This is a genomic window from Limnohabitans sp. Hippo3 (genome assembly GCF_003063665.1).
Taxonomy (GTDB): Bacteria; Pseudomonadota; Gammaproteobacteria; order Burkholderiales; family Burkholderiaceae_C; genus Limnohabitans_A.
Genome location: NZ_NESF01000006.1, coordinates 112415 through 133853, shown reverse-complemented (window position 1 = coordinate 133853; position 21439 = coordinate 112415). Strand labels below are relative to the sequence as shown.

At 61.3% G+C, this 21439-nt stretch carries 19 protein-coding genes and 2 pseudogenes; 3 read left to right on the top strand and 18 right to left on the bottom strand.

What is annotated here, in order from left to right; genetic code table 11:
- Positions 1-64: 64 nt before the first annotated feature.
- From glnA to B9Z34_RS08915, 6 genes are all read right to left on the bottom strand, one after another.
- Positions 65-1480 (bottom strand): type I glutamate--ammonia ligase, encoded by a 1416-nt coding sequence (glnA, locus tag B9Z34_RS08940; RefSeq protein WP_108427766.1) that lies wholly within the window; start codon positions 1478-1480, stop codon positions 65-67.
- Between the two features lie 286 nt (positions 1481-1766).
- Positions 1767-2582, bottom strand: coding sequence for a molybdopterin-binding protein (locus tag B9Z34_RS08935; protein WP_108427765.1), 816 nt, complete (start codon positions 2580-2582; stop codon positions 1767-1769).
- 27 nt (positions 2583-2609) lie between these two features.
- Positions 2610-3533 carry an EI24 domain-containing protein gene (locus tag B9Z34_RS08930; protein ID WP_108427764.1) on the bottom strand — a complete coding sequence of 308 codons (924 nt, stop codon included), beginning with the start codon at positions 3531-3533 and terminating at the stop codon, positions 2610-2612.
- A gap of 72 nt (positions 3534-3605) precedes the next feature.
- Positions 3606-4568, bottom strand: a complete 963-nt coding sequence (locus tag B9Z34_RS08925; protein WP_108427763.1) for a sterol desaturase family protein — start codon at positions 4566-4568, stop codon at positions 3606-3608.
- 4 nt (positions 4569-4572) lie between these two features.
- Positions 4573-5406 (bottom strand): polysaccharide deacetylase family protein, encoded by an 834-nt coding sequence (locus B9Z34_RS08920; protein ID WP_108427762.1) that lies wholly within the window; start codon positions 5404-5406, stop codon positions 4573-4575.
- Positions 5390-6346 (bottom strand): YncE family protein, encoded by a 957-nt coding sequence (locus B9Z34_RS08915; RefSeq protein ID WP_233249505.1) that lies wholly within the window; start codon positions 6344-6346, stop codon positions 5390-5392. Before B9Z34_RS08915 ends, B9Z34_RS08920 begins: the two co-directional genes overlap by 17 nt.
- Positions 6347-6430: 84 nt before the next feature.
- Here B9Z34_RS08915 and B9Z34_RS08910 point away from each other — a divergent pair, with 84 nt between their 5' ends.
- Positions 6431-7258, top strand: a complete 828-nt coding sequence (locus tag B9Z34_RS08910) for an alpha/beta fold hydrolase (RefSeq protein WP_108427760.1) — start codon at positions 6431-6433, stop codon at positions 7256-7258.
- Positions 7259-7351: 93 nt separating this feature from the next.
- Here B9Z34_RS08910 and B9Z34_RS08905 read toward each other — a convergent pair whose 3' ends face one another.
- Positions 7352-8071 (bottom strand): pseudouridine synthase, encoded by a 720-nt coding sequence (locus tag B9Z34_RS08905; RefSeq protein ID WP_108427784.1) that lies wholly within the window; start codon positions 8069-8071, stop codon positions 7352-7354.
- Positions 8072-8161: 90 nt separating this feature from the next.
- Between B9Z34_RS08905 and B9Z34_RS08900 the strand changes: the two genes are divergently transcribed.
- Positions 8162-8440 (top strand): hypothetical protein, encoded by a 279-nt coding sequence (locus tag B9Z34_RS08900; protein ID WP_108427759.1) that lies wholly within the window; start codon positions 8162-8164, stop codon positions 8438-8440.
- Positions 8441-8577: 137 nt separating this feature from the next.
- Here B9Z34_RS08900 and ettA read toward each other — a convergent pair whose 3' ends face one another.
- The 10 genes and pseudogenes from ettA to B9Z34_RS08850 all read right to left on the bottom strand — a co-directional run bounded on the left by ettA (position 8578) and on the right by B9Z34_RS08850 (position 18848).
- A complete protein-coding gene (ettA, locus tag B9Z34_RS08895; protein ID WP_108427758.1) occupies positions 8578-10239 on the bottom strand; it encodes an energy-dependent translational throttle protein EttA in 1662 nt (553 codons plus the stop codon).
- A 219-nt stretch (positions 10240-10458) separates the two neighbouring features.
- Entirely contained in the window at positions 10459-11529 is a 1071-nt protein-coding gene (locus B9Z34_RS08890) for a 3'-5' exonuclease (protein ID WP_108427783.1), read from the bottom strand.
- Positions 11530-11537: 8 nt separating this feature from the next.
- Positions 11538-13037 carry a class I SAM-dependent DNA methyltransferase gene (locus tag B9Z34_RS08885; RefSeq protein ID WP_108427757.1) on the bottom strand — a complete coding sequence of 500 codons (1500 nt, stop codon included), beginning with the start codon at positions 13035-13037 and terminating at the stop codon, positions 11538-11540.
- The gene (locus B9Z34_RS08880; RefSeq protein ID WP_233249503.1) at positions 13034-13753 is read right to left on the bottom strand and encodes a hypothetical protein; all 720 of its coding nucleotides are present in this window, start codon (positions 13751-13753) and stop codon (positions 13034-13036) included. The genes B9Z34_RS08885 and B9Z34_RS08880 overlap by 4 nt, the downstream gene beginning before the upstream one ends.
- Positions 13753-14298, bottom strand: a complete 546-nt coding sequence (locus tag B9Z34_RS08875; protein WP_199220099.1) for a hypothetical protein — start codon at positions 14296-14298, stop codon at positions 13753-13755. Before B9Z34_RS08875 ends, B9Z34_RS08880 begins: the two co-directional genes overlap by 1 nt.
- 47 nt (positions 14299-14345) lie before the next feature.
- Positions 14346-14612, bottom strand: coding sequence for an AbrB/MazE/SpoVT family DNA-binding domain-containing protein (locus B9Z34_RS08870; protein ID WP_233249501.1), 267 nt, complete (start codon positions 14610-14612; stop codon positions 14346-14348).
- Positions 14609-15187 carry a hypothetical protein gene (locus B9Z34_RS08865; RefSeq protein ID WP_108427754.1) on the bottom strand — a complete coding sequence of 193 codons (579 nt, stop codon included), beginning with the start codon at positions 15185-15187 and terminating at the stop codon, positions 14609-14611. Before B9Z34_RS08865 ends, B9Z34_RS08870 begins: the two co-directional genes overlap by 4 nt.
- A gap of 71 nt (positions 15188-15258) precedes the next feature.
- Positions 15259-16084, bottom strand: a pseudogene (gene istB, locus B9Z34_RS08860) (IS21-like element helper ATPase IstB).
- Positions 16077-17588, bottom strand: a pseudogene (istA, locus tag B9Z34_RS08855) (IS21 family transposase). The pseudogenes istB and istA overlap by 8 nt, the downstream one beginning before the upstream one ends.
- Before the next feature lie 258 nt (positions 17589-17846).
- Positions 17847-18848 carry a tripartite tricarboxylate transporter substrate binding protein gene (locus B9Z34_RS08850; protein WP_108427753.1) on the bottom strand — a complete coding sequence of 334 codons (1002 nt, stop codon included), beginning with the start codon at positions 18846-18848 and terminating at the stop codon, positions 17847-17849.
- Between the two features lie 328 nt (positions 18849-19176).
- Here B9Z34_RS08850 and B9Z34_RS08845 point away from each other — a divergent pair, with 328 nt between their 5' ends.
- On the top strand, positions 19177-20976 hold the full coding sequence (locus tag B9Z34_RS08845) for a DEAD/DEAH box helicase (RefSeq protein ID WP_108427752.1): 1800 nt from the start codon (positions 19177-19179) through the stop codon (positions 20974-20976).
- Positions 20977-21033: 57 nt separating this feature from the next.
- Here B9Z34_RS08845 and B9Z34_RS08840 read toward each other — a convergent pair whose 3' ends face one another.
- Entirely contained in the window at positions 21034-21417 is a 384-nt protein-coding gene (locus tag B9Z34_RS08840; RefSeq protein WP_108427751.1) for a hypothetical protein, read from the bottom strand.
- Positions 21418-21439: the final 22 nt, after the last annotated feature.

The window sequence follows — 21439 nt, the reverse complement described above, 5'->3', positions numbered from 1 at the left end:
AAGGACGGCCGAAGCCGTCCTTGGTGGGTATTGCACGGGCAGGTGCAATGTGCCGCATGGTGAATTACAGCGAGTAGTACATGTCGTATTCGACAGGCGAGACTTCCACGCGGCTGCGATTGACTTCCTGCATCTTCAATTCGATGTAAGCGTCGATCCACGAGTCGGTGAACACACCGCCTTTGGTCAAGAAGGCACGGTCTGCGTTCAGCGCATCCAAAGCTTGGTCCAGGCTGGAGCACACGGTGGGCACCAATTTATCTTCTTCTGGAGGCAGGTGGTACAAGTCCTTGGTTGCAGCTTCGCCGGGGTGGATCTTGTTTTCCACACCATCCAGACCCGCCATCAGCAGGGCCGCAAAGCCGAGGTAAGGGTTGCACAATGGATCGGGGAAGCGAGCTTCCACTCGGCGGGCTTTGTCGCTGGCCACGTTGGGGATGCGGATCGAAGCCGAGCGGTTCTTGGCCGAGTAAGCCAGCTTCACAGGCGCTTCGTAGTGCGGGACCAAGCGCTTGTAGCTGTTAGTGCCGGGGTTGGTGATCGCGTTCAGGGCGCGGGCGTGCTTGATGATGCCGCCGATGTAGTACAGGGCGAATTCAGACAAGCCAGCGTAGCCATTGCCTGCGAACAGGTTCTTGCCGTCTTTCCAGATGGACTGGTGCACGTGCATGCCGGAGCCGTTGTCGCCAGCGTAGGGCTTGGGCATGAAGGTGGCGGTTTTGCCATAGGCGTTGGCCACGTTGTGGATCACGTACTTTTGCAGCAGTGTCCAGTCGGCGCGCTCGACCAGTGTGGAGAACTTGGTGCCGATTTCGCACTGGCCAGCGCCAGCCACTTCGTGATGGTGCACTTCGACCGGGATGCCCACGGATTCGAGGATCAGCGACATTTCGCTGCGCATGTCGTGTGTGCTGTCCACGGGTGGCACGGGGAAGTAGCCGCCCTTGACGCGGTTGCGGTGACCGCTGTTGCCGTTGTCCATCTTGGTGCCGGTGTTCCAGGGGGCTTCGGCTTCGTCGATGGCGTAGAAAGTGTTGTTCGGCTCAGTGCTCCAGCGCACGTCGTCAAACAAGAAGAATTCTGGCTCAGGACCGAAATAAGCGGTGTCGCCCAGGCCCGATTGCTTGAGGTAAGTCTCGGCGCGTTTGGCGATCGAACGTGGGTCACGCTCGTAGGCTTTGCCATCGGTGGGCTCGATCACGTCGCAGATCAACACCAGGGTGACTTCTTCGAAGAAGGGATCAATGATGGCGCTGTTGGGATCGGGGATCAACAACATGTCCGAAGCCTCAATGCCTTTCCAGCCCGCAATAGAAGAGCCGTCAAACGCTTGACCTTCTTCGAACTTGCTTTCGTTGAACTGCGACACGGGCGCAGTGATGTGCTGCCATTTGCCACGGGTATCGGTGAAACGGAAGTCAACGAACTTGACTTCGTTCTCTTTCACCATCTTCATCACGTCTGCGACGGTCTTGGCCATCAAAATCTCCTGAATGGAAAGGGGTTAAAAAGCTTGCTCATAGGTCTTGCAGTTTTTGTGCCAACTTGAGGCTAAAAACCACATTCGAACAACCCCAGATTGTGCCCTGCAGGCGACCCGTTGGGCATCTACGGGGGATAAAAAAGAGTGCCCCGCCAGCATGGTCGATGGCCACCGCCGCCAGGTTTTGGCTTTTTCAAGCCCCTGGACATCTCAACGGTTTGCTCAGCCTCCGCGACAATGCACTTTTATTGTGCAATTTTGCACTATTTTAGTGATATTGAGATCAACGCACCAATTCGGGGCCGTATTCCAAAGGAAAAGCCTTCAGGCCCTGCCGCAGGTCCAGATAAGCCCGTTCGGCATCAGACGGTTTGCCCTTGACCCCCAGCTCGATGTGACGACCCCACTGCGGGTGGTCCACGCTGGGCAGGCTGAACACCTTGATGCCCGGATGCGCGGCCTCAATGGACTCCATCAAGGGCGTCAGGGTGGCTTCCATCGCCCCGAGGACGATCACCGACTTTTCGATGTACGCGTTGCGCCGGAAATGGACGCTGTATTGGCTGTCCAACACCGATTCGATCATCGGCCAGGCCATGACCGGAAAGCCGGGCACAAAATGCACCGCGCCGCCGCCCGCGCCTGAACAGCTGAACCCGGGAATCTTGTTGTAGGGGTTGCGAATGATGGCTGCCCCTTCAGGGAACACGCCCATGTTCAGGCGGTGGACGTTGTCCGGGCGGTCCGGCTCGTAAGCCACGCCCTGCTCCTTGGCGGTGTCCTGCATGCGCTCCTGAATCAAGCGCTTAGCTTCGGGGTGCAAGGCCAAGGGCACGCCCAGCGCTTTGGCCGCGCATTGGCGTGTGTGGTCGTCCGGCGTGGCCCCGATACCGCCGCAGCTGAACACCACATCGGCCGAAGCGAATGCGCGTTTCAGGGTGGCGGTGATGCGCTCGGGCGAGTCGCCCACGTATTCGGCCCAGCCCAGACTCAGGCCGCGCGCGGTCATCAACTCGATGACTTTGGGCATGTGCTTGTCCTGGCGCTTGCCGGACATGATTTCGTCGCCAATGATGATCAGGCCAAAGGTGGGGGTCATGGTGGTCTTGAGGAAAAAGCAGTCGGTTCAGAGGCTGGGGCGGGGTTCGACATCGGTGACGCTGTCGGCCTTGTCTTCCGGGCCCGGGCCCAGCCGGGCAGCGGCATGGGGCGAAGCCGGCACGGCGGGCAAAACGTCATCGACAGCCGCGCGATGGGGTTCGTCACGCAGCGCCTGCAACGCCGCCAGCGCAAAGTGGGCAAACCACAGCGAAGAAAACGCAAACACCAAGGTGTAGATCCAGATGGCCACAGGCACCAGGATCACAAAAGCTGCGGCAAACAAAGCCCCCGAAGCCCACACCAAGCTGGGCGCAGCGCCCATGAGCCCGGTGACCACGCCCATGCCCAGAAAGCTCATGCGGTGGCGCGCCACCAGGGCATGGCGCTCGTCGGCGCTGGCGAATTCGGCCAGCACATCAAAAGCCATGACGCGGTAGGTGAGCCAACCCCAAATGAGCGCAGGCAGCACCATGGCCAAGGGCGGCACCAGCCACATGGGCAAGGTCAGCAACAAAGCGCCCAGCGCCAGCAGCAAGGACAAAAATGTCCACCACAGGCTCAGCGCCAGGCTGCCGCCGTGCTTGCGCTGCAGGCCCGCAAAGCGCCGGTCGGCCACCAGACGGGTCAGTGCAGGCGTCATCAGGAACGAGACCGCCAGCAAGGACGCCACCACCACCAAAGGGGTGACCGAAAAAATCACGAGCAAAGGGGCCACCACCGTCTTGAGGTCGGGCAAACCAATGCCTTCGAGCCAGCGCCAGACCACCGCCAGCCAGCTGGATGCATCCAGCCAGCCGCGCACCCCGGAGACGGCGATGTCCCAGTACAGGTAGCCGAGCAACCAGGACAAAGCCACGATCAGCACCAGCGGAAAAAACGACAAGCCGATCACCCGGGGGTAGAGGCAATACATCGCCGCGCGCCAAAAGGAATCGATCAGGAGTTTCATGGGCGAAAGCTTAACAGTTGAGCGGGGCTGGCGTGCCAGACTGCCGCCCGGGGTGCGGCCAGAGACGCCGCCTCAGGCGCGGCCCAACAGCCTGAGCAGGCCCAATCGTTGCTGAGCCCAGAATCCTCGGCCGTAATCGCGGCCCTGCTCCACCTGGTCGCGCACGCCAGTGGGGTCAAAGCGCAGCTGAAAATCGGCCGTGCCAAACAGCATGTCCCACCAAGGCAGCAGCACCCCGAAATTGCAGCCGCCCAGGACTTTGCGGCCTTGAATGTCAAATTCATGCCCGATGCCCACGCTGTGGTGCCTGCGGTGAAAGCGCGGACTGACCCACAGGCGTTCGCCCACGCGGCCAAACCAGAGGCGCACATTGGCGTGCTGGAAGTTTTCGCTCAGCTGGCTGATGGCCACCAGCGCCACAAACTGCCCCGGTCCCACGCCGATCAAGACCGCCACGGCCGACAAAATCAGGCTGGTGAGCATGTCGTCGAGCAAGTGGTTGCGGTTGTCGCTCCACATGGTCATCTGCCGCTGCGAATGGTGCAAGGCATGCAAGGCCCACCAGGCGTTGGACTGGTGCTGCGCACGGTGGATCCAGTAATGGACAAAATCAAAGACCACCAGGTACAGCACGAAACTGACCAGGGCCAGATCGGTCACCCCGGGCCACAGGCCGTCCAGGTGCAGCGTGGGCATGCCCCAGACCCGCAACACGCCCAGGCCTTGCTCGAAGGCGTAGTCGAGGGTGAAAAACATGCCCAGCTTGAACAGCCCCAGGCGGTGGATCAGGGTATAGATCACGTCGACCCGCACCGCTTGTCGGTCGTGCAGCGGCTCGGCAGGCCAGCGCCGTTGCATGGGGCCGATCACCACCCACATCACCAGCAGCTGCAACAGGCCGACCACCACCCAGCCCGTGCCTTCGTAGGCTTTTTCCAGCAGCTGGCCCTGACCCGCCGCAAAGGCAAGGGGTTGCACGATGGCCTCGAAAAGCATCTGCTGACCGCGGTCAAACAAGTCGATCAAAAAGTCCATGGCTTCATTGTCGCGAATCGGGCAAAACCGGCAGCGCCAAGGGCCGCTGCCGCACCCAGTCCCGGTAAGCCGGGTGCTCACGTAAAGTGGCGAAGCACAGCCCTCGGGCCTTCAGGCCCACGATCAGCGGCTCCAGCACGGCCGGGGCCCACGGATCTTGCCGCGACCAGATGCCCAGATGGGCCATCAGGATGTCGCCCGCTCGGATGTTTTTCAGCGCCTTTTGCAGCAACTGGGCGTTGGGATGGGTGGCACTGGACAGCTCGTCGCCCAAAAAGCCGGCATCGGACCAGCCCACATGGGCAAAGCCGCATTGCCGCGCCGCTTCGATCAAGCGGGGCGAGGTTTTGCCGCCCGGCGCCCTGAACAAGGGCAGTGGCGCTTGACCGGTCAAGGCCTGCAAACGCTGTGCCGCCTGGCGCAAGTTGTCGCAATACTGCGCAGCCGTCCAGCTGAGGGTCTGACCCGCTTGGTCGCCCGCGCTGGGGCGGATGCGGAACTTCAAAACCTCGCCCTCTTGCAGGTCGGCCCGCCAGTAAGCGTGGTCCCAGGTGTGCGAGGCAAAGGCGTGACCTTCTGCGGCACGCGCCCGCCACCAGGGAGCCCAATGCTGGCCCAAGGTGCCATCGCCCTCGCGGGTTTTTTCATGCGCCGCAAAAAAAGTGACGGGCACCTGCTGGCGCTGCAACACTTCGGCGATCAAAGGGGCCACGCCCATGTGGCCTGTGTCGAAGGTCAAATAAACCGGCTTCTCGCATGTGGCCGCGAGAGCGGACAAGCTGCACGCCCAGAAGGGGCCGACGAGCAGCCCACGACACCACTCAATAGCGTGGCGCATGGTCCAGTGTCCACACCCCGTGTGGCGATTTGCCGACCCGAACCTGCCGCACCACTTTGCGCGTGGCGATGTCGATCACCGACAGTTTTCTGGCCCAGCGCGAAGCGACCAGGATGTATTTGCCATCGGCCGTGATGTCCATGCAGTCCGGGCCGGAGGGGCCGGGAAAATCCGCGACCACGGCCATCTGGGTGTAGTCGATCTGGCTGATGGTGTTGGTCACGCGGTTGCTGACCATCACATGGCGTTTGTCGCCCAGTGCCCGGAACGCGTGCGCGCCCTTGCCCGTGGGGATTTTCTTGACCAGTTTGGGTTGGCCGCTGCCGATGTCGTACACCTCGACCCCATCCCCCCCGGTCAGGCCGACCAGCAAAAATTTGTCGTCCGGCGTACCGAACACGTCGGCGGGCATGGGGCCGACCGCAGTGCGCGATTTGAGGGTTTGCTTTCCCAGGTCAATCGCCACGATCTCGTCGCTGTCCTGCATCGAGACCCAGGCGGTCTTGCTTTGGCTGTCGATCCACAGGTGGCTGGGGGTTTTGCCGGTCGAGATGCGCTTGGCCAAGGTAGCGTTTTGCCCGTCCCAGCGGTAGATGTCCACATGGTCAAGGCGGTTGGCGGCGATCACCAACCATTTCATGTCGGGCGAAAACCGCAGGTGGTACGGGTCCAGAATCCCGGTCACGGTGCGCTGGACCTGGGCGGTGCGTGGGTCGATGAAGGTCAGCGAGTCGCTCATGGCGTTGGCCACAATGACCGACTTTTCATCGGGCGTGAGGTACAAGTGGTGGGGTTCTTTGCCCGTGGGAATGCGCTGGGTCTCTTTCCAGCTGACCGGATCGATCACACTGACATTGCCATCCAGGGAATTGAGAACAAAAACCGGGGGCTGCGCCTGAACCGTCTTGCCGCAAAGCAAAAGCACCCAAACCGCACCCACAAAAAATCGAGACACCCAACGCAAATCAATCACAAAACGCTTTCAAAATCACATCCAAGTGTAAACGCCGATTCAGGACCCCGGATGCCCACAGCAACGCCCTCGCCCACCCCTACGAAGCTCTCACTGAAAAACCTCACTTTGGAGGTGGCCCACTGGCAGCCCGACCAGACCATCCGCGCCGCCCACACCCTGGTTTTTCTGCACGAAGGGCTGGGCAGCGTCGCCATGTGGCGCGACTGGCCCGCACGCCTGTGCCAACGCCTGGGGTGCGCGGGCCTGGTTTACTCGCGCCAAGGCTATGGTCAATCCGATCCGGTGACCAATGTGCGCGGCCCTTCGGGCGAAACGGCGGGCGTGCGCCACGGCCGCCTGCTGCCCGACTACATGCACCGCGAAGCCCTGGAAATTTTGCCCACCTTGCTGGAGGCACTGAACATCCAGCGGCCTGTGTTGGTGGGCCATTCGGACGGCGGCACCATCGCCCTGATCCACGCCAGCCGTTTTGAGGTGGCCGCTTGTGTGGTCATGGCGCCGCATGTGATGGTCGAAGACATCTCGATTCAGGCCATCCTGGCCGCTCGGCAAGCCTACGAACACGGCCCCCTGCGCCAGCGTCTGACCCCTTACCATGCCGATGTGGACTGCGCGTTTTGGCAGTGGAACGATGTCTGGCTGAGCGAGGCCTTTCGCGGTTTCGATATCCGCCCCGAACTGGGCAGCATCCGCGCGCCCTTGCTGGCCATTCAGGGCGAAAACGATCCCTACGGCACCATGGCCCAGATCGACGAAATCGCCCGCGCCGTGCCGCAGACGCAGCTGCTCAAGCTGCCCAATTGCGGCCATTCACCCCAACGAGACCAGCCCGAGGCCGTGGCGCAGGCTGTGCAAACCTTCATCCGCGATCTGTAGGTCGGTGGCTTTAGCCCCGACAGGCCTCGCTGGGATGCTTTGTCGCAGCTGAAGCTCCGACTCACAGGGTCTTGTCAGACCTGAGACTCAACTTCAGGGCTTGAGCAGGGCCAGATCTTCGTCGGTCAACCAACGCCATTGACCGGGTGCCAAGTCGCCCAGAACCAGGCCACCGATTTGCGAGCGGTGCAGGCCCTCAACGCGATTGCCCACCGCCGCCAACATGCGCTTGACCTGGTGGTATTTGCCCTCTGTGAGGGTCAGCTTCAGGTGCAGCTCGCTCACGGCCTCGCAGGCGGCCGCCTTGACCGGCTTGGGGTCGTCGTCAAGCACCACGCCGCTGAGCAATTTATCCACCATCTCGGGGGTGATCGGGTGCTTGGTGGTCACCTCGTACACCTTGGGCACATGGTGCTTGGGTGAGCTCATCTTGTGGATGAACTGGCCGTCGTCTGTCAGCAGCAGCAAGCCCGTGGTGTCCTGGTCCAGCCGACCCACCGCCTGCACGCCCTGCACCGCCGCTTTTTGCGGGCGTTGGCGCAAAGGCGCGGGCAGCAGGGTGTAGATGCTGGGCCAGGTGGAGGGCTTTTGCGAACACTCGGTGCCGGTCGGCTTGTTCAGCAGCACATAGGCTTTGTCCTTGAAAGGCCAGTCGGTGCCTTGCACCGTGAAATGCAACCCTTCCAAATCAAAATATTCGCCCGCATCGGTGACGGTTTGGCCGTGGACTTGCACATGGCCCTGCTGGACCAGGCCCGCACACACGCGGCGGGTGCCAAAGCCCTGGCAAAACAGAATGTCTTCCAGGCGCATGGGTTTGAGAGGTTTGGCTTTCATGGGGCATGATTGTCACCTCGAAAAGCCCCCACCCCCTGGGGAATGGACCCGGCAGGAGACACATGGATGAGCACCGCCCTTGACACCCTCGACCGCATGACCCAGGCGCTGACGGCCTGCGGCCAAGGCCAATTGGCCCAAAGCGACATGATCCGCCAATGGCGCAGCGGTGCGGCCAGCCTGCCCTTGCCCAACCCATTTGGCGAAGTGCTGGGCAACCTGCTCGACCGCATCGAAGCCAGCGCCCTGTTCAGCGAAGAAAGCTGCTCGTTCAGCCAACAAGACCTGATGGCCAGTTTGCAACTGTGGGCCGACAAGGCGCGGGCCAGGCTGACCGCGCTGTAGGTTGGATCGGTAGGTCGGCGGCTTTAGCCCCGACAAAGATCCCCGCCATCACTTGTCGGGGCTAAAGCCACCGACCTACCCAATTCCACCAACGACAACGGGCCCTGAAGGGCCCGTTGTTTGTGCGAAGCAGCTGATTACTTCAAAGCCTTGAAGCGCACGCGCTTGGGCTTGGCACCTTCTTCGCCCAAACGGCGTTTCTTGTCGGCTTCGTATTCCTGGTAGTTGCCGTCAAAGAACACCCACTGGCTGTCGCCTTCGGCGGCCAGAATGTGCGTCGCAATGCGGTCGAGGAACCAGCGGTCGTGGCTGATGACCATGACCGAGCCTGCGAATTCCAGCAGCGCGTCTTCCAGGGCGCGCAGGGTTTCCACGTCCAGGTCGTTCGAGGGCTCGTCCAGCAGCAAGACGTTGCCGCCCGCGATCAGGGTTTTGGCCAGGTGCAAGCGACCGCGCTCGCCGCCCGACAACATGCCCACCTTCTTTTGCTGGTCGCCACCGTTGAAGTTGAAGCGGCCGCAATACGCACGGCTGGCCATTTGGAACTTGCCCACGTTCAGGATGTCCAGACCGCCCGAGACGTCTTCCCACACGGTCTTGTCGTTGTTCAGGTCGTCACGGTTTTGGTCCACAAAGGCCATACGCACGGTCTGGCCGATCTTGACCTCGCCGCTGTCTGGCTGCTCTTTGCCCGCGATCAGTTTGAACAAGGTCGACTTACCGGCACCGTTGGGGCCGATGATGCCGACGATGGCGCCCGCAGGCACCTTGAAGCTGAGGTTGTCGATCAGCACACGGTCGCCAAAGGACTTGCTGACGTTCTTGAACTCGAACACTTCATTGCCCAAGCGCTCGGCCACAGGAATGAAAATTTCCTGCGTCTCGTTGCGCTTTTGGTATTCGAAGTCCGACAGCTCTTCAAAGCGGGCCAGACGGGCCTTGCTCTTGGCCTGACGGCCTTTGGGGTTGGCGCGTGCCCACTCCAGCTCTTTCTTCATGGCCTTGGTGCGGGCGTCTTCGGTGCGCTGCTCCTGCTCCAGACGGGCTTCTTTTTGCTCCAGCCAGCTGGAGTAGTTGCCTTTGTAAGGTATGCCGGAGCCCCGGTCGAGTTCCAGAATCCACTCGGCGGCGTTGTCCAGGAAGTAACGGTCGTGGGTGATGGCCACCACGGTGCCCGAGAAACGCTGCAGGAACTGCTCCAGCCAGTCCACCGATTCGGCGTCCAGGTGGTTGGTGGGTTCGTCGAGCAGCAGCATGTCGGGGCGCGACAGCAGTAAGCGGCACAAGGCCACACGGCGCTTTTCACCGCCCGACAGCTTGCCGATCACGGCGTCCCACGGGGGCAGGCGCAGCGCGTCGGCCGCGATTTCGAGTTGGTGGTCGGACGCATCGCCCGCTGTGGCGATGATGGCTTCGAGTTTGGCCTGCTCGGCGGCCAAGGCGTCAAAGTCGGCGTCTTCTTCGGCGTAGGCGGCGTACACCTCTTCCAGGCGGGCCTGCGCGGCCTTGACTTCGCCCATGCCGCTTTCCACGGCCTCGCGCACAGTTTGCTCAGGGTCCATCACGGGTTCTTGCGGCAGATAACCGATTTTCAGACCCGCCATCGGAATGGCTTCGCCTTCGATTTCCTTGTCGATACCGGCCATGATCTTGAGCAAAGTGGACTTGCCCGAGCCGTTGGTGCCCAGCACGCCGATCTTGGCGCCTGGGAAGAAAGACAGCGAAATGTCTTTGAGGATGTGACGTTTGGGCGGCACGATCTTGCCAACCCGGTTCATCGAAAATACGTATTGAGCCATTTATACCCGCCTGAAAAAATACCAATAACCGCGCATTATCCCAGCTTGCCGTGACGCGGCACCCAACAAATGGCGCTATCCCTATGGCAGGCTGTCCCTGTTAGTGAAATCGGTCCCCTTTAGAGACTGCCCCTGTGGGAGAGCGCCCCCGTGGGAGCGACGCCCTCGTCGCGAAGGGGCCTTCGATGAGCGCCAGCGATCGACGCCGAGTCAAGCTGTTTAAAGCTGCCGCTCCGTCTGCAAGCCCGGGCGGCTGGAATACTGCACCCGGCTGTCCAGCGCTTCGATCTGCACACGGGCGCTGCGCGAGCCATACACCACGGCCCGCAACCAGGCACATTCGGCGTCCAGCAGCCCGTCGGAAGCCAAACTGCACCACCAGACCCGGCCTTCGCCATCCCAGCGGTAGCCCCGGGCCTTGAGCTTGTCTTTGGCCTCAAACGGTGCCCCCGTGGCACGCAGCTTGTAGCGGGTCTGCCCGGCCCCGGCCAAGAGGCGAGACAAACCGGTCTGACCATCGGCCAAGGGCGAGGCCAGCACCTGCAGCAAGGCATGGCAATCGACCTGCGCCCGGTGCGCGTCGTAAAACCAGCCGCGCTCGGAAGCCAGAAACTCCAGCTTGGCCGAACCTCTGCCCTCTTTCTTCCAATCGATGCCTTGAAAAGAACAGCCCCAGGCCTTGCTGGCAAATACCGGAAAACGCGCCTCCACGAACGGGCGGTCAAACCCAGCGTTGTGCGCCACGACCAAATCGGCCTGCGCCACCAAGTCATGAACGGCCGCGTCGTCGATGCGTTGGCCCTGCACCATGCTGTCGTCAATGCCCGTGATCTCGGTGATTTGCGGCGGAATCGGCTTGCCCGGGTCTTCAAACGACTCGTAAACGGACACCGGACCCACGGGTAAACCCGTGGCCGCATCGACCAGCACCGACAACATGGCCAGCTCGATGATGCTTTCGGTTTTGCTGTCCAGCCCGGTGGTTTCGGTGTCAAGCACGATCACGCGCTGTGTGGGCTGCCCATGCAGGCCACCATAGTCGGCAACAGGCTGCAAACGGCGCAAAACCCTAAAGTCGGGGTGCTGCGCTAAGGTTTGGGCCATGGCGTCGTGTTCGGAAGCAGGGACGGCAGGGGGGACCGGAGCGCTCAAGGCTTCAGGCGCAGCGGGTGCGGTGGGTGTGCCAGCAACGGCTGGCGCAGGCACTTTGGCAGGCTTGGCCGGTTTGGCGGGCTTGTCTGAGCCACCGGCTTCAAAGCCGAAAAAACTCAGTTGATCGGTTTTGTTCATGGCCACGATTAAACCGCCTCTTCGGGCACGTCGGCCCCCAAATCGCCTGCAATCAGCTTGAACTGTTCCAGTGCGGCTTGCAGGTCTTCCACGATTTCTTGGGCAATCACCGCTGGGGCGGGCAAGTCGTCGCTGTCGGCCAGGCTATCGTCCTTGAGCCAAAAAATGTCCAAGCTGGTCTTGTCACGGGCAATCAGCTCGTCGTAACCATAGGCACGCCAACGGCCATCGGGCTGCGCTGCACTCCAGGTCTCAATGCGCTCGTGGCGCTTGCCCACCTTGTAGAGCTGCACAAACTCTTCCAGGTCTTCGCGGCGCAGCGGGTTGGTCTTGAGCGTGAAGTGTTTGTTGGTGCGCAGGTCGTAAATCCAGAGCTTTTGCGTCCAGGGCTTTTCAGCGGCGGGCTTCTTGTCAAAAAACAGCACGTTCGCCTTCACGCCCTGCGCATAAAACAAGCCCGTGGGCAGGCGCAGCAGCGTGTGCAGCTCGCACTCGTGCAGCAGCTTTTTGCGGGTGGTCTCGCCCGCACCGCCTTCAAACAGCACGTTGTCGGGCAACACCACCGCCACCCGGCCATGGATGGCCAGCAGCGTCTTGATGTGCTGCACAAAGTTCAGCTGCTTGTTGCTGGTGGTGGCCCAAAAGTCGTCGCGCTCGATGGTGTCTTTCTCGCTCGACACGCGGCCGTCTTCGCCCACGATCATCGTGCTGCTCTTCTTGCCAAAGGGCGGATTGGCCAGCACCACCTCAAAGCGGTCGCCGGGGTCTGCGCCCAGCGCATCGCCCACGCGCACGGGCACCGATTTTTCAGAACCAATGCCGTGCAGCAGCAAGTTCATGGCGCACACACCGGCGGTGGCCTGCACCAGCTCAAAGCCGACAAAAGCGCTTTCCTTCAGGTGCTTTTTCTCGTCCTTGGTCAGGTTGGGGTGGTGGTCCACCACATGCTGGTGGGCGCTGAACAAAAAGCCGCCCGTGCCGCAGGCCGGGTCGCACACGCGCTCGGCGGGCTTGGGGTCGATGCACTCCACCATGGCCGCAATCAACGCACGCGGCGTGAAATATTGCTCCGCCCCGCTCTTGGTGTCTTGCGCGTTCTTCTCCAGCAAGCCCTCATAGGCATCGCCCTTCACATCGGCACCCAGCACCGTCCAGGTTTCGGCGTCAATCAAATCGACGATGACGCGGCGCAGCTTGGCCGGGTCTTGAAACTTGTTTTGCGCCTTGGCAAAGATCAGGCCCAACGTGCCCTTCTCTTGCCCCAGTTTTTCGAGCGCGTGGCGGTAATGGTCAAACAAATCGTCGCCATCGCGCCCCAGCAGCGTGGGCCAGGCATAGGCAGCAGGCACGATGCTGGCCTGGTTGTAAGGCGGCTGGCTGCGCTCGTCGGCCATTTTGAGGAACAGCAAATACGTCAGCTGCTCCACATAATCGCCGTAGCTCATGCCATCGTCGCGCAGCACGCTGCAGTAGTTCCAGAGCTTCTGGACGAGGGTGTGGGTACTCATAGGGTGGGTAACTCGGAAATGTGTTGAATCTTGATCAGCAAGTCTGGTAAACGCGCCTGGCTTGCGCCATCGGATGGCAGGTGCCCAGCTAGGGCATCGACAAAGCTGCAGTCTGTCAGCAGGTGCTGAAACTGCGCTGCCAAATACGCACGCAAAGGTGCAAGGCTACTTTGGCATTCGCTCAGCAAAGACTCGCGGCCATCGATCACGCTGATGATGTCGCCCATGTCATGGCTGAACAAATAATCGCCACCGCCCCGGCCATAAAACGCCTCCAGCTTGGTGGCGATGAACTCGGGTGCGCGTAACACACGAATGGGAATACCACTCGGCAGTGTGAGTGTTTGAGCCGTTGCCACGCCCATGCGATACCACCGATTGGTGAAGCCCAAAATTTCTTCTTGCGTCGGCATCAGATCGACCGCCACACCATCTACGCGCCAGCGGCACACCGGCGCATCGGGGCTTTGGTCTTGCACAAAGCCCAAGCCACGCAGCTGCTCTTCAAAACGGTAGTAGTCGGCCAAGGCCTCGGCGTTGGTGACGATGTCGACATCGTCTGTGCGGCGAATAGGTGGCAAGGCCAAATCGGTGATCAACAAGCCAGCAGCGGCCCCACCCACAAACACAAACTGGCCGCACAGCTCAGGCCCCAAACTGCGGGCCACCTGCTCCAGCATGGCCACATTGGGATCGTTGGGGTTGAAGGTCTGCATTATTTGGCCCAACGTTTATCCAGCTCAGTAATGGCCAGGGCACGCTCGCGCATGCTGCCCCCGCGCACGGCATCGACCAAGGCCAGCAACTCGTACAAGGCGGGGTTATTTATGGCGGCGTCGGGCACAGTGGGGTACAGCGGGTAAAACGCCACGCCACGCGCCGTGCCGTCTTTGTGCGGCCACACGGGCACGGGCTCGGCACTTTGCACAATCAGCTTATTCAGTGGCGCAGCCGCATGCGCCGTGGGCATACCCCGCCCCATGGGGCCGTGCGTGGCCGGAAAGCTGTAGCGCACGCCATGCTGCACAAACAAGCGCAAGGCATCTAACAACACCACGGGCTTGCCCGACTCGTCTTTGCGAGCCAGCTGCGCGGCCACGGCGCGGTCCACACCCGCGTGAATTTCGGACGCGGTGAGCTTGAGCTCTTCGGCCAAAGCGGCATACGTGGGCACGCTGTCTGCGCCCAAAGACAGGCGCAGCAGCACCACCACGTCTTGAGGTCGCAACACCATTTGGGGGTTGGAAATTGTTCGACTCATGGAGCCAGTTTAGCACCTCATTCGCTATTCGCGAATAGCGAATAGACTCAGGTGGTAGGAGGTTGCGTCCTCGCCCAATCGACGGCGGCAGTCATGTCGGTCTCTGTGATGCCCAGTTCGGCCAGTTTCGCACGCACCGCATCGGCTACGACGAAGCGCACAGGCGTCAAAACGATCTGTCCGCCCTTGGCTTGGACATCAAAGTAGTCGGTCGGCCCCACCGCTTGCATCAGACTCTTGGGCAGCGTAATCTGGTTTTTGGCATTGAGTTTGGTCAGCATCGGGGCATCTCCTGGGCTCAGTGAAAAATTCATGGTGCGCTTTTGACTACAGCGCGATACGCCTGATCTGGCCGATTGGGCACACCTGGGTAACGCAACTCCAGCAAACCCTGATTGACCAAGCCCGTCAGGATTCGCCTCTGCAGGTTTTCTGGGTCACGGCTCAACAGTTCGGCCAAATCACGGGTGGTGAGCCATCGGGTGTCGCACAGTCTCAACACCAAAGCCTGCATTTCTGCCGTCGCTAACTTGGCTTTGAGTGTGCCGGCTCTGCCAATGACAGGAGTTCGGGGCTCAAATGACGGGAGTACGCCTCCAAATGACGGGAGTCCTCGCCCAATTGGGGGGGCACCCGCCACGCGGTAACTGGCCCAGCGGCGCTGGTTTTGCTGCGTCAGCAGGCCATCACGCACCAAGGTTTGCAGCACGCCCGTGATGTCTTTGGAATGCTCACCCGTGATTTCTTGCATGCGGGCATTGGTCACGCTCCCCTCTACCTGGGCGGTCACCACCGCTTGCACGGCAGTTTTGTCCAGCTGGGTAAAACGGTCACCAAAGCGCTGACCGCCCTGACCACGATGTGTTGCCGCCGATCCAATATTGACCACCTGTGCCGATTGAATTTTGACCAGGGGCTTGAGCCAGCTTTTATGTCGGCTGGCTGTGGATAACTATAAGATCAATTGTCGTCCTGGAGCTCCTTTCTCTCCATTTTTCTTGCCTGCTCCCTGGCTTTGATTCGGCCCCTCGCCTCATTGGAGCTGTGCCTGAACCGATAAGACTCATTGCCCGTCTCCACAATGTGGCAGTGGTGCGTCAACCGGTCCAATAGCGCCGTCGTCATCTTGGCATCCCCAAACACGCTCGACCATTCGGCAAACGTCAGGTTCGTTGTGATCAGCACACTGACCCGTTCATACAGCTTGGACAGCAAGTGAAACAGCAGTGCCCCTCCGGCCTGGCTGAACGGCAAATACCCCAACTCATCTAGCACCACCAAGTCCATGCGCGACAAACTCAGCGCAAGCCGACCCGCCTTGCCTTGCGCCTTCTCCTGCTCCAGCGCATTGACCAGGTCCACCGTCGAGTAGAACCTGACCTTTTTGCCGTGTTGCGTCAGCCCCGAGATGCCCAGCGCCGTGGCCAGGTGCGTTTTGCCCGTCCCCGGCCCCCCCTATGAGCACCACGTTTTGCGCATCCTGCGTGAACGACAGATCAGCCAGTTTGTGCACCAATGCCCGGTCCACTTGCGAGGCCTCAAAGTTGAACCCCGCCAAATCTCGGTGAACCGGGAATCGGGCCGCCTTGGTTTGATGCGCAATCGATCGCATGTGGCGGTTGACTGCTTCGGCTTGCAGCAAGTGCTCGATCAGCCAGCGAGATGCGTGCAGCTCGGCATTGCCGCCTTGCTCCACCAGATCCGCCCAGGCCATGGCCATGCCGCTGAGTCTGAGGTTTTTAAGTTCAGCTTGGATGTCCCGCTGCGTTGCCCTGTGCTCAGTCATAGCTCACCTCCACGCCAGAGCGCAGGCCGTCGTAGCGCGCCGTGTTGGCCAGAGGCGCCTGACTGAGCTGCAGCGATGTCTCGGCTTGCTGCGGCATCGGTGGGCTGCTCAACCGCGCCAACACGTTGCGCACATGCTCCACGCTGATGCCACCGTTGGGTGTGGCGCCTTCCAGCAAAACTTCCACCGCAACCAATACAGCGTCCAGCCCCGCTTGCGGCACCACGGCCAGCACCTGGGCCATCACTCGGTCACCTCCCGCATGGCGCATCAACGACTGCCTCAGCCTCAGCAGCGCAGGCGGCAAGTCCATAAACGGCGTACCGTTTCTGAGCGCACCAGGCTTGCGCTGCACCAAATCGATGTAATGCTGCCAGTCATAGCTGATTTGCGCCCGGTTGGTCAGCCTCGTGTGGCTGGCCACGATGGCGTCTTGGGCCACCACATCGACTCGGCCCGGATACAGCCTTGTACTGACCATCTGCCCAGCCCACTCGCACGGCACCGAATACTTGTTGCGCGCCACATTGACCAAACAGGTGCTGCTCACCCGGGCCGGATTCTCCACATACCCATCAAACGGCTCGGGCATGCTCATCAAGTGCTCACGCTCCAAATCCAGCATCTCGGCCAGCGTGAACTGCTTGTGCTCTGGATGCGGTGTTTCGGCCCAGATCGAGCGGCAGCGCTCTGCCAACCAGGCATTGAGCTCCACAAACGAGCCAAACCGCTTGGTGCCAGCCTCTATCCAGATACGCCTGCGGCTGTCCTGCACGTTCTTCTCCACCACCCCTTTCTCCCAGCCCGAAGCCACATTGCAAAAGTCCGGCTCGAACAGGTAGTGACTGCACAGCGCATTGAAGCGGACATTGACGATGCGACCTTTGCCCTTCTTGACCTTGTCCACCGCCGTCTTCATGTTGTCGTAAATGCCCCGGCGCGCCACACCGCCCAGCGCCGCAAAACTGCGGGTGTGCGCGTCAAACAACATCTCGTGCCCCTGGCTGGGGTAAGCCACCACCCAGAACGCCCTGCTGGCGCACAGCTTCAGGTGTGAGACCTGCATGTGGTGGTACACCCCGCCAATGAGCAGCCCTTCCTCGCTCCAGTCAAACTAAAACGCCTCGCCCAGCTCGAAACTCAAAGGCACATACGCCTTGGATGCAGCCTTGCCCTCTTGCTCGCGCCAACCCCGAATGAAATCTGTCAATCGGCTGTAGCCGCCTCTATAGCCCTGCGCCTGTAACTGCGCCAACAACGCCCGCGCACTGCGCCGGGCATGTTTGGGTCTGTGGGAATCGGCCTTGAGCGACTGCACCAACGTCGCCTCAAACACGCTGAGCTTGGTGAATCCGCTTTGCCTTTTGTACTTGGGAGCCTGGTCGCCTGGGGCTTTGAGCCATTTTTTGACCGTGTTGCGCGACAGCCCCGTGCGCTTGGCGATCTCGCTGTTGGAGAGTTGTTCGCGCAACTTCATGCGCCTGACCTTACCTATCATTTCCATGGTGATCACCTTCTATCTCTCCTGCTGAATATTTCAGCAGGCCAGTTGAACACCCTGGTCAATTTTGAGTCGGCACCCCCACGTTTAGATGGTCAGTTTTCGGTCGGCGGCAACAGGGCCAACAGACAAAAGCCCCGGCACTTTAGAAAATGCCGGGGCTTCCTTGGCTTGGGCTCAGGTCACCGGTCTGCAAGCCATCGCGCACGGGGGTGCGCTCCAACAAAATGCAGCGCACCCCTACGGCGCAAAGCCAATGCATCAGTCCAGCTTGATCCCCAGGTCCACCGCCAGCTTGATCCACACGGGCACTTCGGCTTCCCAGTCCTTGCGGGTGTCGGCGAGGTTTTTGGGTTTGTTCGGGATGGCAAAGGTTTCGCGCAGTTTGGCGGCTTTGTCGGTGTTGGACCAAGCCACCGCCTCATCGGCCATGCGTTTGAGCACCGCCTCTGGGGTGCCCGCTGGGGCCACCAGGGGGAGGCCACCTTCAAGCGTGACCAGTTTTTCGGTGTTGCCTTGCTCGGTCAGGGTGGGCACATCGGGCAGCTTGGGTGATCGGTAGCTGCCTGTCACGCCAATGGCGCGCACGCCCCGAGTGGCCACGGCATTGAAGGCTTGGAAACTGCCCACCGCGATTTGCAACTGGCCAGAGGCCACGTCAAGCCACATGGGTGCTTCGCCCCGGTAGTGCACCGACTGGATGGCCGTGCCTTGCTGGCGGTTGGTCTGGTCGGCCACCATGTGCGGGTACGAGCCCGGCGCATAGGTGCCCATGGAGGTCGGGTTCTTTTTGGCCCAGGCCACAAACTCGGCCATGTTTTTGGCCGGGATTTTATCGTTGATGCCCACGACCAGCGGGCCGGAGGGGAACACAGTGACCGGGGTCAGGTCTTTGTCGAGATTGTAGGGCAGCTTGGAGTAAAGAATGCGGTTTTGCCAGAAGGTGCCCGAGGTGCTCATGACAAAGGTGTAGCCGTCGGCAGGCGACTTGGCCACCGCGTCGATGCCGATGATGGCACCCGCGCCGGGCTTGTTTTCGATGACCACAGGCACGCCCAGCCGGGTGCTGAGGAATTCACCATAGTTGCGGGCGTAGGCGTCGGTGAGGCCGCCGGGGGGAAAGGCCACCACGATTTTGATGGGCTTGGATGGCCACTTGGGCGTTTGGGCCGCGACGGGGCTCCAAGCGCTGCTGGCAGCCAGGGCAAGCGAGGCCCATGCAACGACTTGCAAAAATGTACGGCGATCGTGGGTGGGGCGCATAGTGTTCCGTAGAGGGATGAAATGTGAAGCCCAGTCTAATGGGCCCCTGCACGGGTTTGAATTGGGGTTTGAACCCATGGGCCGTGAAGCCGCGCAAGCGCCTAGAGGCCTCAAATACATGACCGCCCTGGCTTTGTGCGACAATGCACTTCGCTGAGGCCTCCAGTTGCCCCAGCATCAGCACTTCTGCTGGGGCCTGACCCAGGCACGCTCAAAACAAGCGCCTGCGGTTTCCATGCCCACCCTAAGACTTATCGGCCCTCACTGGACACTGCCAACAGCAGTTGATTGAGCCGATGCCTGCGCCGGACATGGCGCTCTGTGAAAAATGAACTTTGAAGAATTGAACCTGGCCCCGGCCATCATGCAAGCTGTGCGCGAGCTCGGCTACGAAACCCCCACGCCCATCCAGGCTCAAGCCATCCCCGCCGTCCTGGCCGGTCAGGACTTGTTGGCTGGTGCGCAAACCGGCACGGGCAAAACCGCCGCCTTCACGCTGCCCATGCTGCACAAGCTGAGCCTGACCGAACCGGGCAAAAACCGTTTTGGCGGCAAAGCCATCCGCGCCCTGGTGCTCACACCCACCCGCGAGCTGGCCGCCCAGGTCGAAGAGTCGGTGCGCGACTACGGCAAATACCTGAAGCTCGACTCCACCGTGATCTTTGGTGGTGTGGGCATGAACCCGCAGATCAACAAGGTCAAAAAAGGCGTGGACATTCTGGTGGCCACACCGGGTCGTTTGCTCGACCTGCAAGGCCAGGGTTTCCTGGACTTGTCGACGGTGGAAATGCTGGTGCTCGACGAAGCCGACCGCATGCTGGACATGGGCTTCATCCACGACGTGAAAAAAGTGCTGGCCCTGGTGCCCAAAGAAAAGCAAAGCCTGCTGTTCTCGGCCACCTTCAGCGACGAGATCCGCGAGTTGGCGGGCAACCTGCTCAAGAACCCGCAGAGCATCCAGGTCACGCCCAGCAACACCACGGTGCAACGCATCACGCAGGTGATCCACCCCGTGGGCCGCAACAAGAAAAAAGACGTGCTGCTGCACATCATTCAGAAGCACGACTGGAGCCAGGTGCTGGTATTCACCCGAACCAAATTTGGCGCTAACAATGTGGCCGACTTTTTGACCAAAAATGGCGTCAAAGCCATGGCTTTGCACGGCAACAAGAGCCAGACCGCCCGCACACAAGCTTTGGCAGGCTTCAAGAGCGGCGAGATCCGTGCCTTGGTCGCCACCGACATTGCAGCGCGCGGCATCGACATCGAAGACTTACCACACGTGGTGAACTACGAGATCCCGAACGTGTCGGAAGACTATGTGCACCGCATTGGCCGCACAGGCCGCGCGGGTGCCAGCGGCGAGGCGGTGAGCTTGGTCTGCCTGGACGAAGAAGGCTTCATGATGGACATCGAGCGCTTCACCAAGCAGGAGATTCCGGTCCAGATGCTCGAAGGCTTTGGCCCCGAACCCGGCGAAGTGGCCGAGCCCATCGCCATGGGTCGCCAGACTCTGTGGGGCGGTGCAGGCAAGCCGCCCAGCCGCGATGTGATGGCCGCTGCGGCCAAAGCTGCGCGCCAGGACATGATGCAACGCATCCGGGACAACAAAGCCGCGGGCGGTGGCGGTGGTGGTCCGCGCCAGGCCCGAGCCGAAGGCCAAGGTCAGCCGCGTCCTTCGCGCAACGGCCCACCGCCCTCACGCCGCAATGGCCCGCAAGGCGCACCCCGATTTGAAGGTCAAGGCGATGGCCGCCGCGAAGGTGGTCGTGGCCAGGAGCAGCGCGGCGATCCGCGTTTTGACAACCGTGGTGATGGCCAAGGCCGTCCCGCACCACGTGGCCCACGTCCTGAAGGCCGTGGCCCCGCGCGTGGCGGCCAAGGTGGTCAAGACCGCCGCCGGGGCGATGGCGACGAGCTGCCACGCCACATTGACCCGCTCAAAACCACGCAGTTTGCGCGCCTGGACTTGCCCAACCGCAAGCCCGTGCGCACCAGTGGCCAACCCGACCCCACCCGCACCAGCATCGACAGCCTGGCCAGCAGCGGCCGCCGTCAAGGTGGCGGCGGTTACGGCGGTGGCAACCGCGGTGGCAACGGCGGCGGTGGCCGTGGCTTCGGTCGCTGACCAGCGCCCTGCCCCCTGAACAGAGCCCGCAGCATGCGGGCTCTTTTTTGATCTGGATCAGTCGCGCACGAGCAAGGTCACCAGGGGGTGTGGGCCCACCTGACGGCTCCAGTGGCCGTGCACGGTGGGGTCAAACGTGGCCCCTTCGGGCAGGGTGTCGGCCGAGTAAAAGAACTCGCCGGGGCCAAAAATGCGCGAGCTGCCGTCTTGCAAAAAAATCTCCATCTGACCCGCCAATACAAACAACCACTGCGGGTTGCCGGTGCAATGGAAAGTGCTGCGAAAGCCCACCGGGCTTTGGCGCAGCTGGCAGGCGCTGGCCGCCATCAGGGCCGATAAGCGGCTTTGCGGTGTGCCCTCGGTCAGGGGCACTTCTTCGTCCCTGAAACGGGCACGGCCATCGCTGTCGGTGAAGAGAATGACTTTTTTCAGGGCATGCATGGCTCAAGGCCTCCATTCAAAC

What these genes read in the sequence shown, in the direction of transcription:
- B9Z34_RS08890 (WP_108427783.1), bottom strand. Translation starts at nt 11,529, where the DNA reads ATGAACAAAACCGATCAACTGAGTTTTTTCGGCTTTGAAGCCGGTGGC.
- B9Z34_RS08905 (WP_108427784.1), bottom strand. Translation starts at nt 8,071, where the DNA reads ATGCGCCTGGAAGACATTCTGTTTTGCCAGGGCTTTGGCACCCGCCGC.
- B9Z34_RS08900 (WP_108427759.1), top strand. Translation starts at nt 8,162, where the DNA reads ATGAGCACCGCCCTTGACACCCTCGACCGCATGACCCAGGCGCTGACG.
- B9Z34_RS08840 (WP_108427751.1), bottom strand. Translation starts at nt 21,417, where the DNA reads ATGCATGCCCTGAAAAAAGTCATTCTCTTCACCGACAGCGATGGCCGT.
- B9Z34_RS08935 (WP_108427765.1), bottom strand. Translation starts at nt 2,582, where the DNA reads ATGACCCCCACCTTTGGCCTGATCATCATTGGCGACGAAATCATGTCC.
- ettA (WP_108427758.1), bottom strand. Translation starts at nt 10,239, where the DNA reads ATGGCTCAATACGTATTTTCGATGAACCGGGTTGGCAAGATCGTGCCG.
- B9Z34_RS08885 (WP_108427757.1), bottom strand. Translation starts at nt 13,037, where the DNA reads ATGAGTACCCACACCCTCGTCCAGAAGCTCTGGAACTACTGCAGCGTG.
- B9Z34_RS08880 (WP_233249503.1), bottom strand. Translation starts at nt 13,753, where the DNA reads ATGCAGACCTTCAACCCCAACGATCCCAATGTGGCCATGCTGGAGCAG.
- B9Z34_RS08870 (WP_233249501.1), bottom strand. Translation starts at nt 14,612, where the DNA reads ATGAATTTTTCACTGAGCCCAGGAGATGCCCCGATGCTGACCAAACTC.
- B9Z34_RS08925 (WP_108427763.1), bottom strand. Translation starts at nt 4,568, where the DNA reads ATGGACTTTTTGATCGACTTGTTTGACCGCGGTCAGCAGATGCTTTTC.
- B9Z34_RS08920 (WP_108427762.1), bottom strand. Translation starts at nt 5,406, where the DNA reads ATGCGCCACGCTATTGAGTGGTGTCGTGGGCTGCTCGTCGGCCCCTTC.
- B9Z34_RS08875 (WP_199220099.1), bottom strand. Translation starts at nt 14,298, where the DNA reads ATGAGTCGAACAATTTCCAACCCCCAAATGGTGTTGCGACCTCAAGAC.
- glnA (WP_108427766.1), bottom strand. Translation starts at nt 1,480, where the DNA reads ATGGCCAAGACCGTCGCAGACGTGATGAAGATGGTGAAAGAGAACGAA.
- B9Z34_RS08850 (WP_108427753.1), bottom strand. Translation starts at nt 18,848, where the DNA reads ATGCGCCCCACCCACGATCGCCGTACATTTTTGCAAGTCGTTGCATGG.
- B9Z34_RS08845 (WP_108427752.1), top strand. Translation starts at nt 19,177, where the DNA reads ATGAACTTTGAAGAATTGAACCTGGCCCCGGCCATCATGCAAGCTGTG.
- B9Z34_RS08930 (WP_108427764.1), bottom strand. Translation starts at nt 3,533, where the DNA reads ATGAAACTCCTGATCGATTCCTTTTGGCGCGCGGCGATGTATTGCCTC.
- B9Z34_RS08910 (WP_108427760.1), top strand. Translation starts at nt 6,431, where the DNA reads ATGCCCACAGCAACGCCCTCGCCCACCCCTACGAAGCTCTCACTGAAA.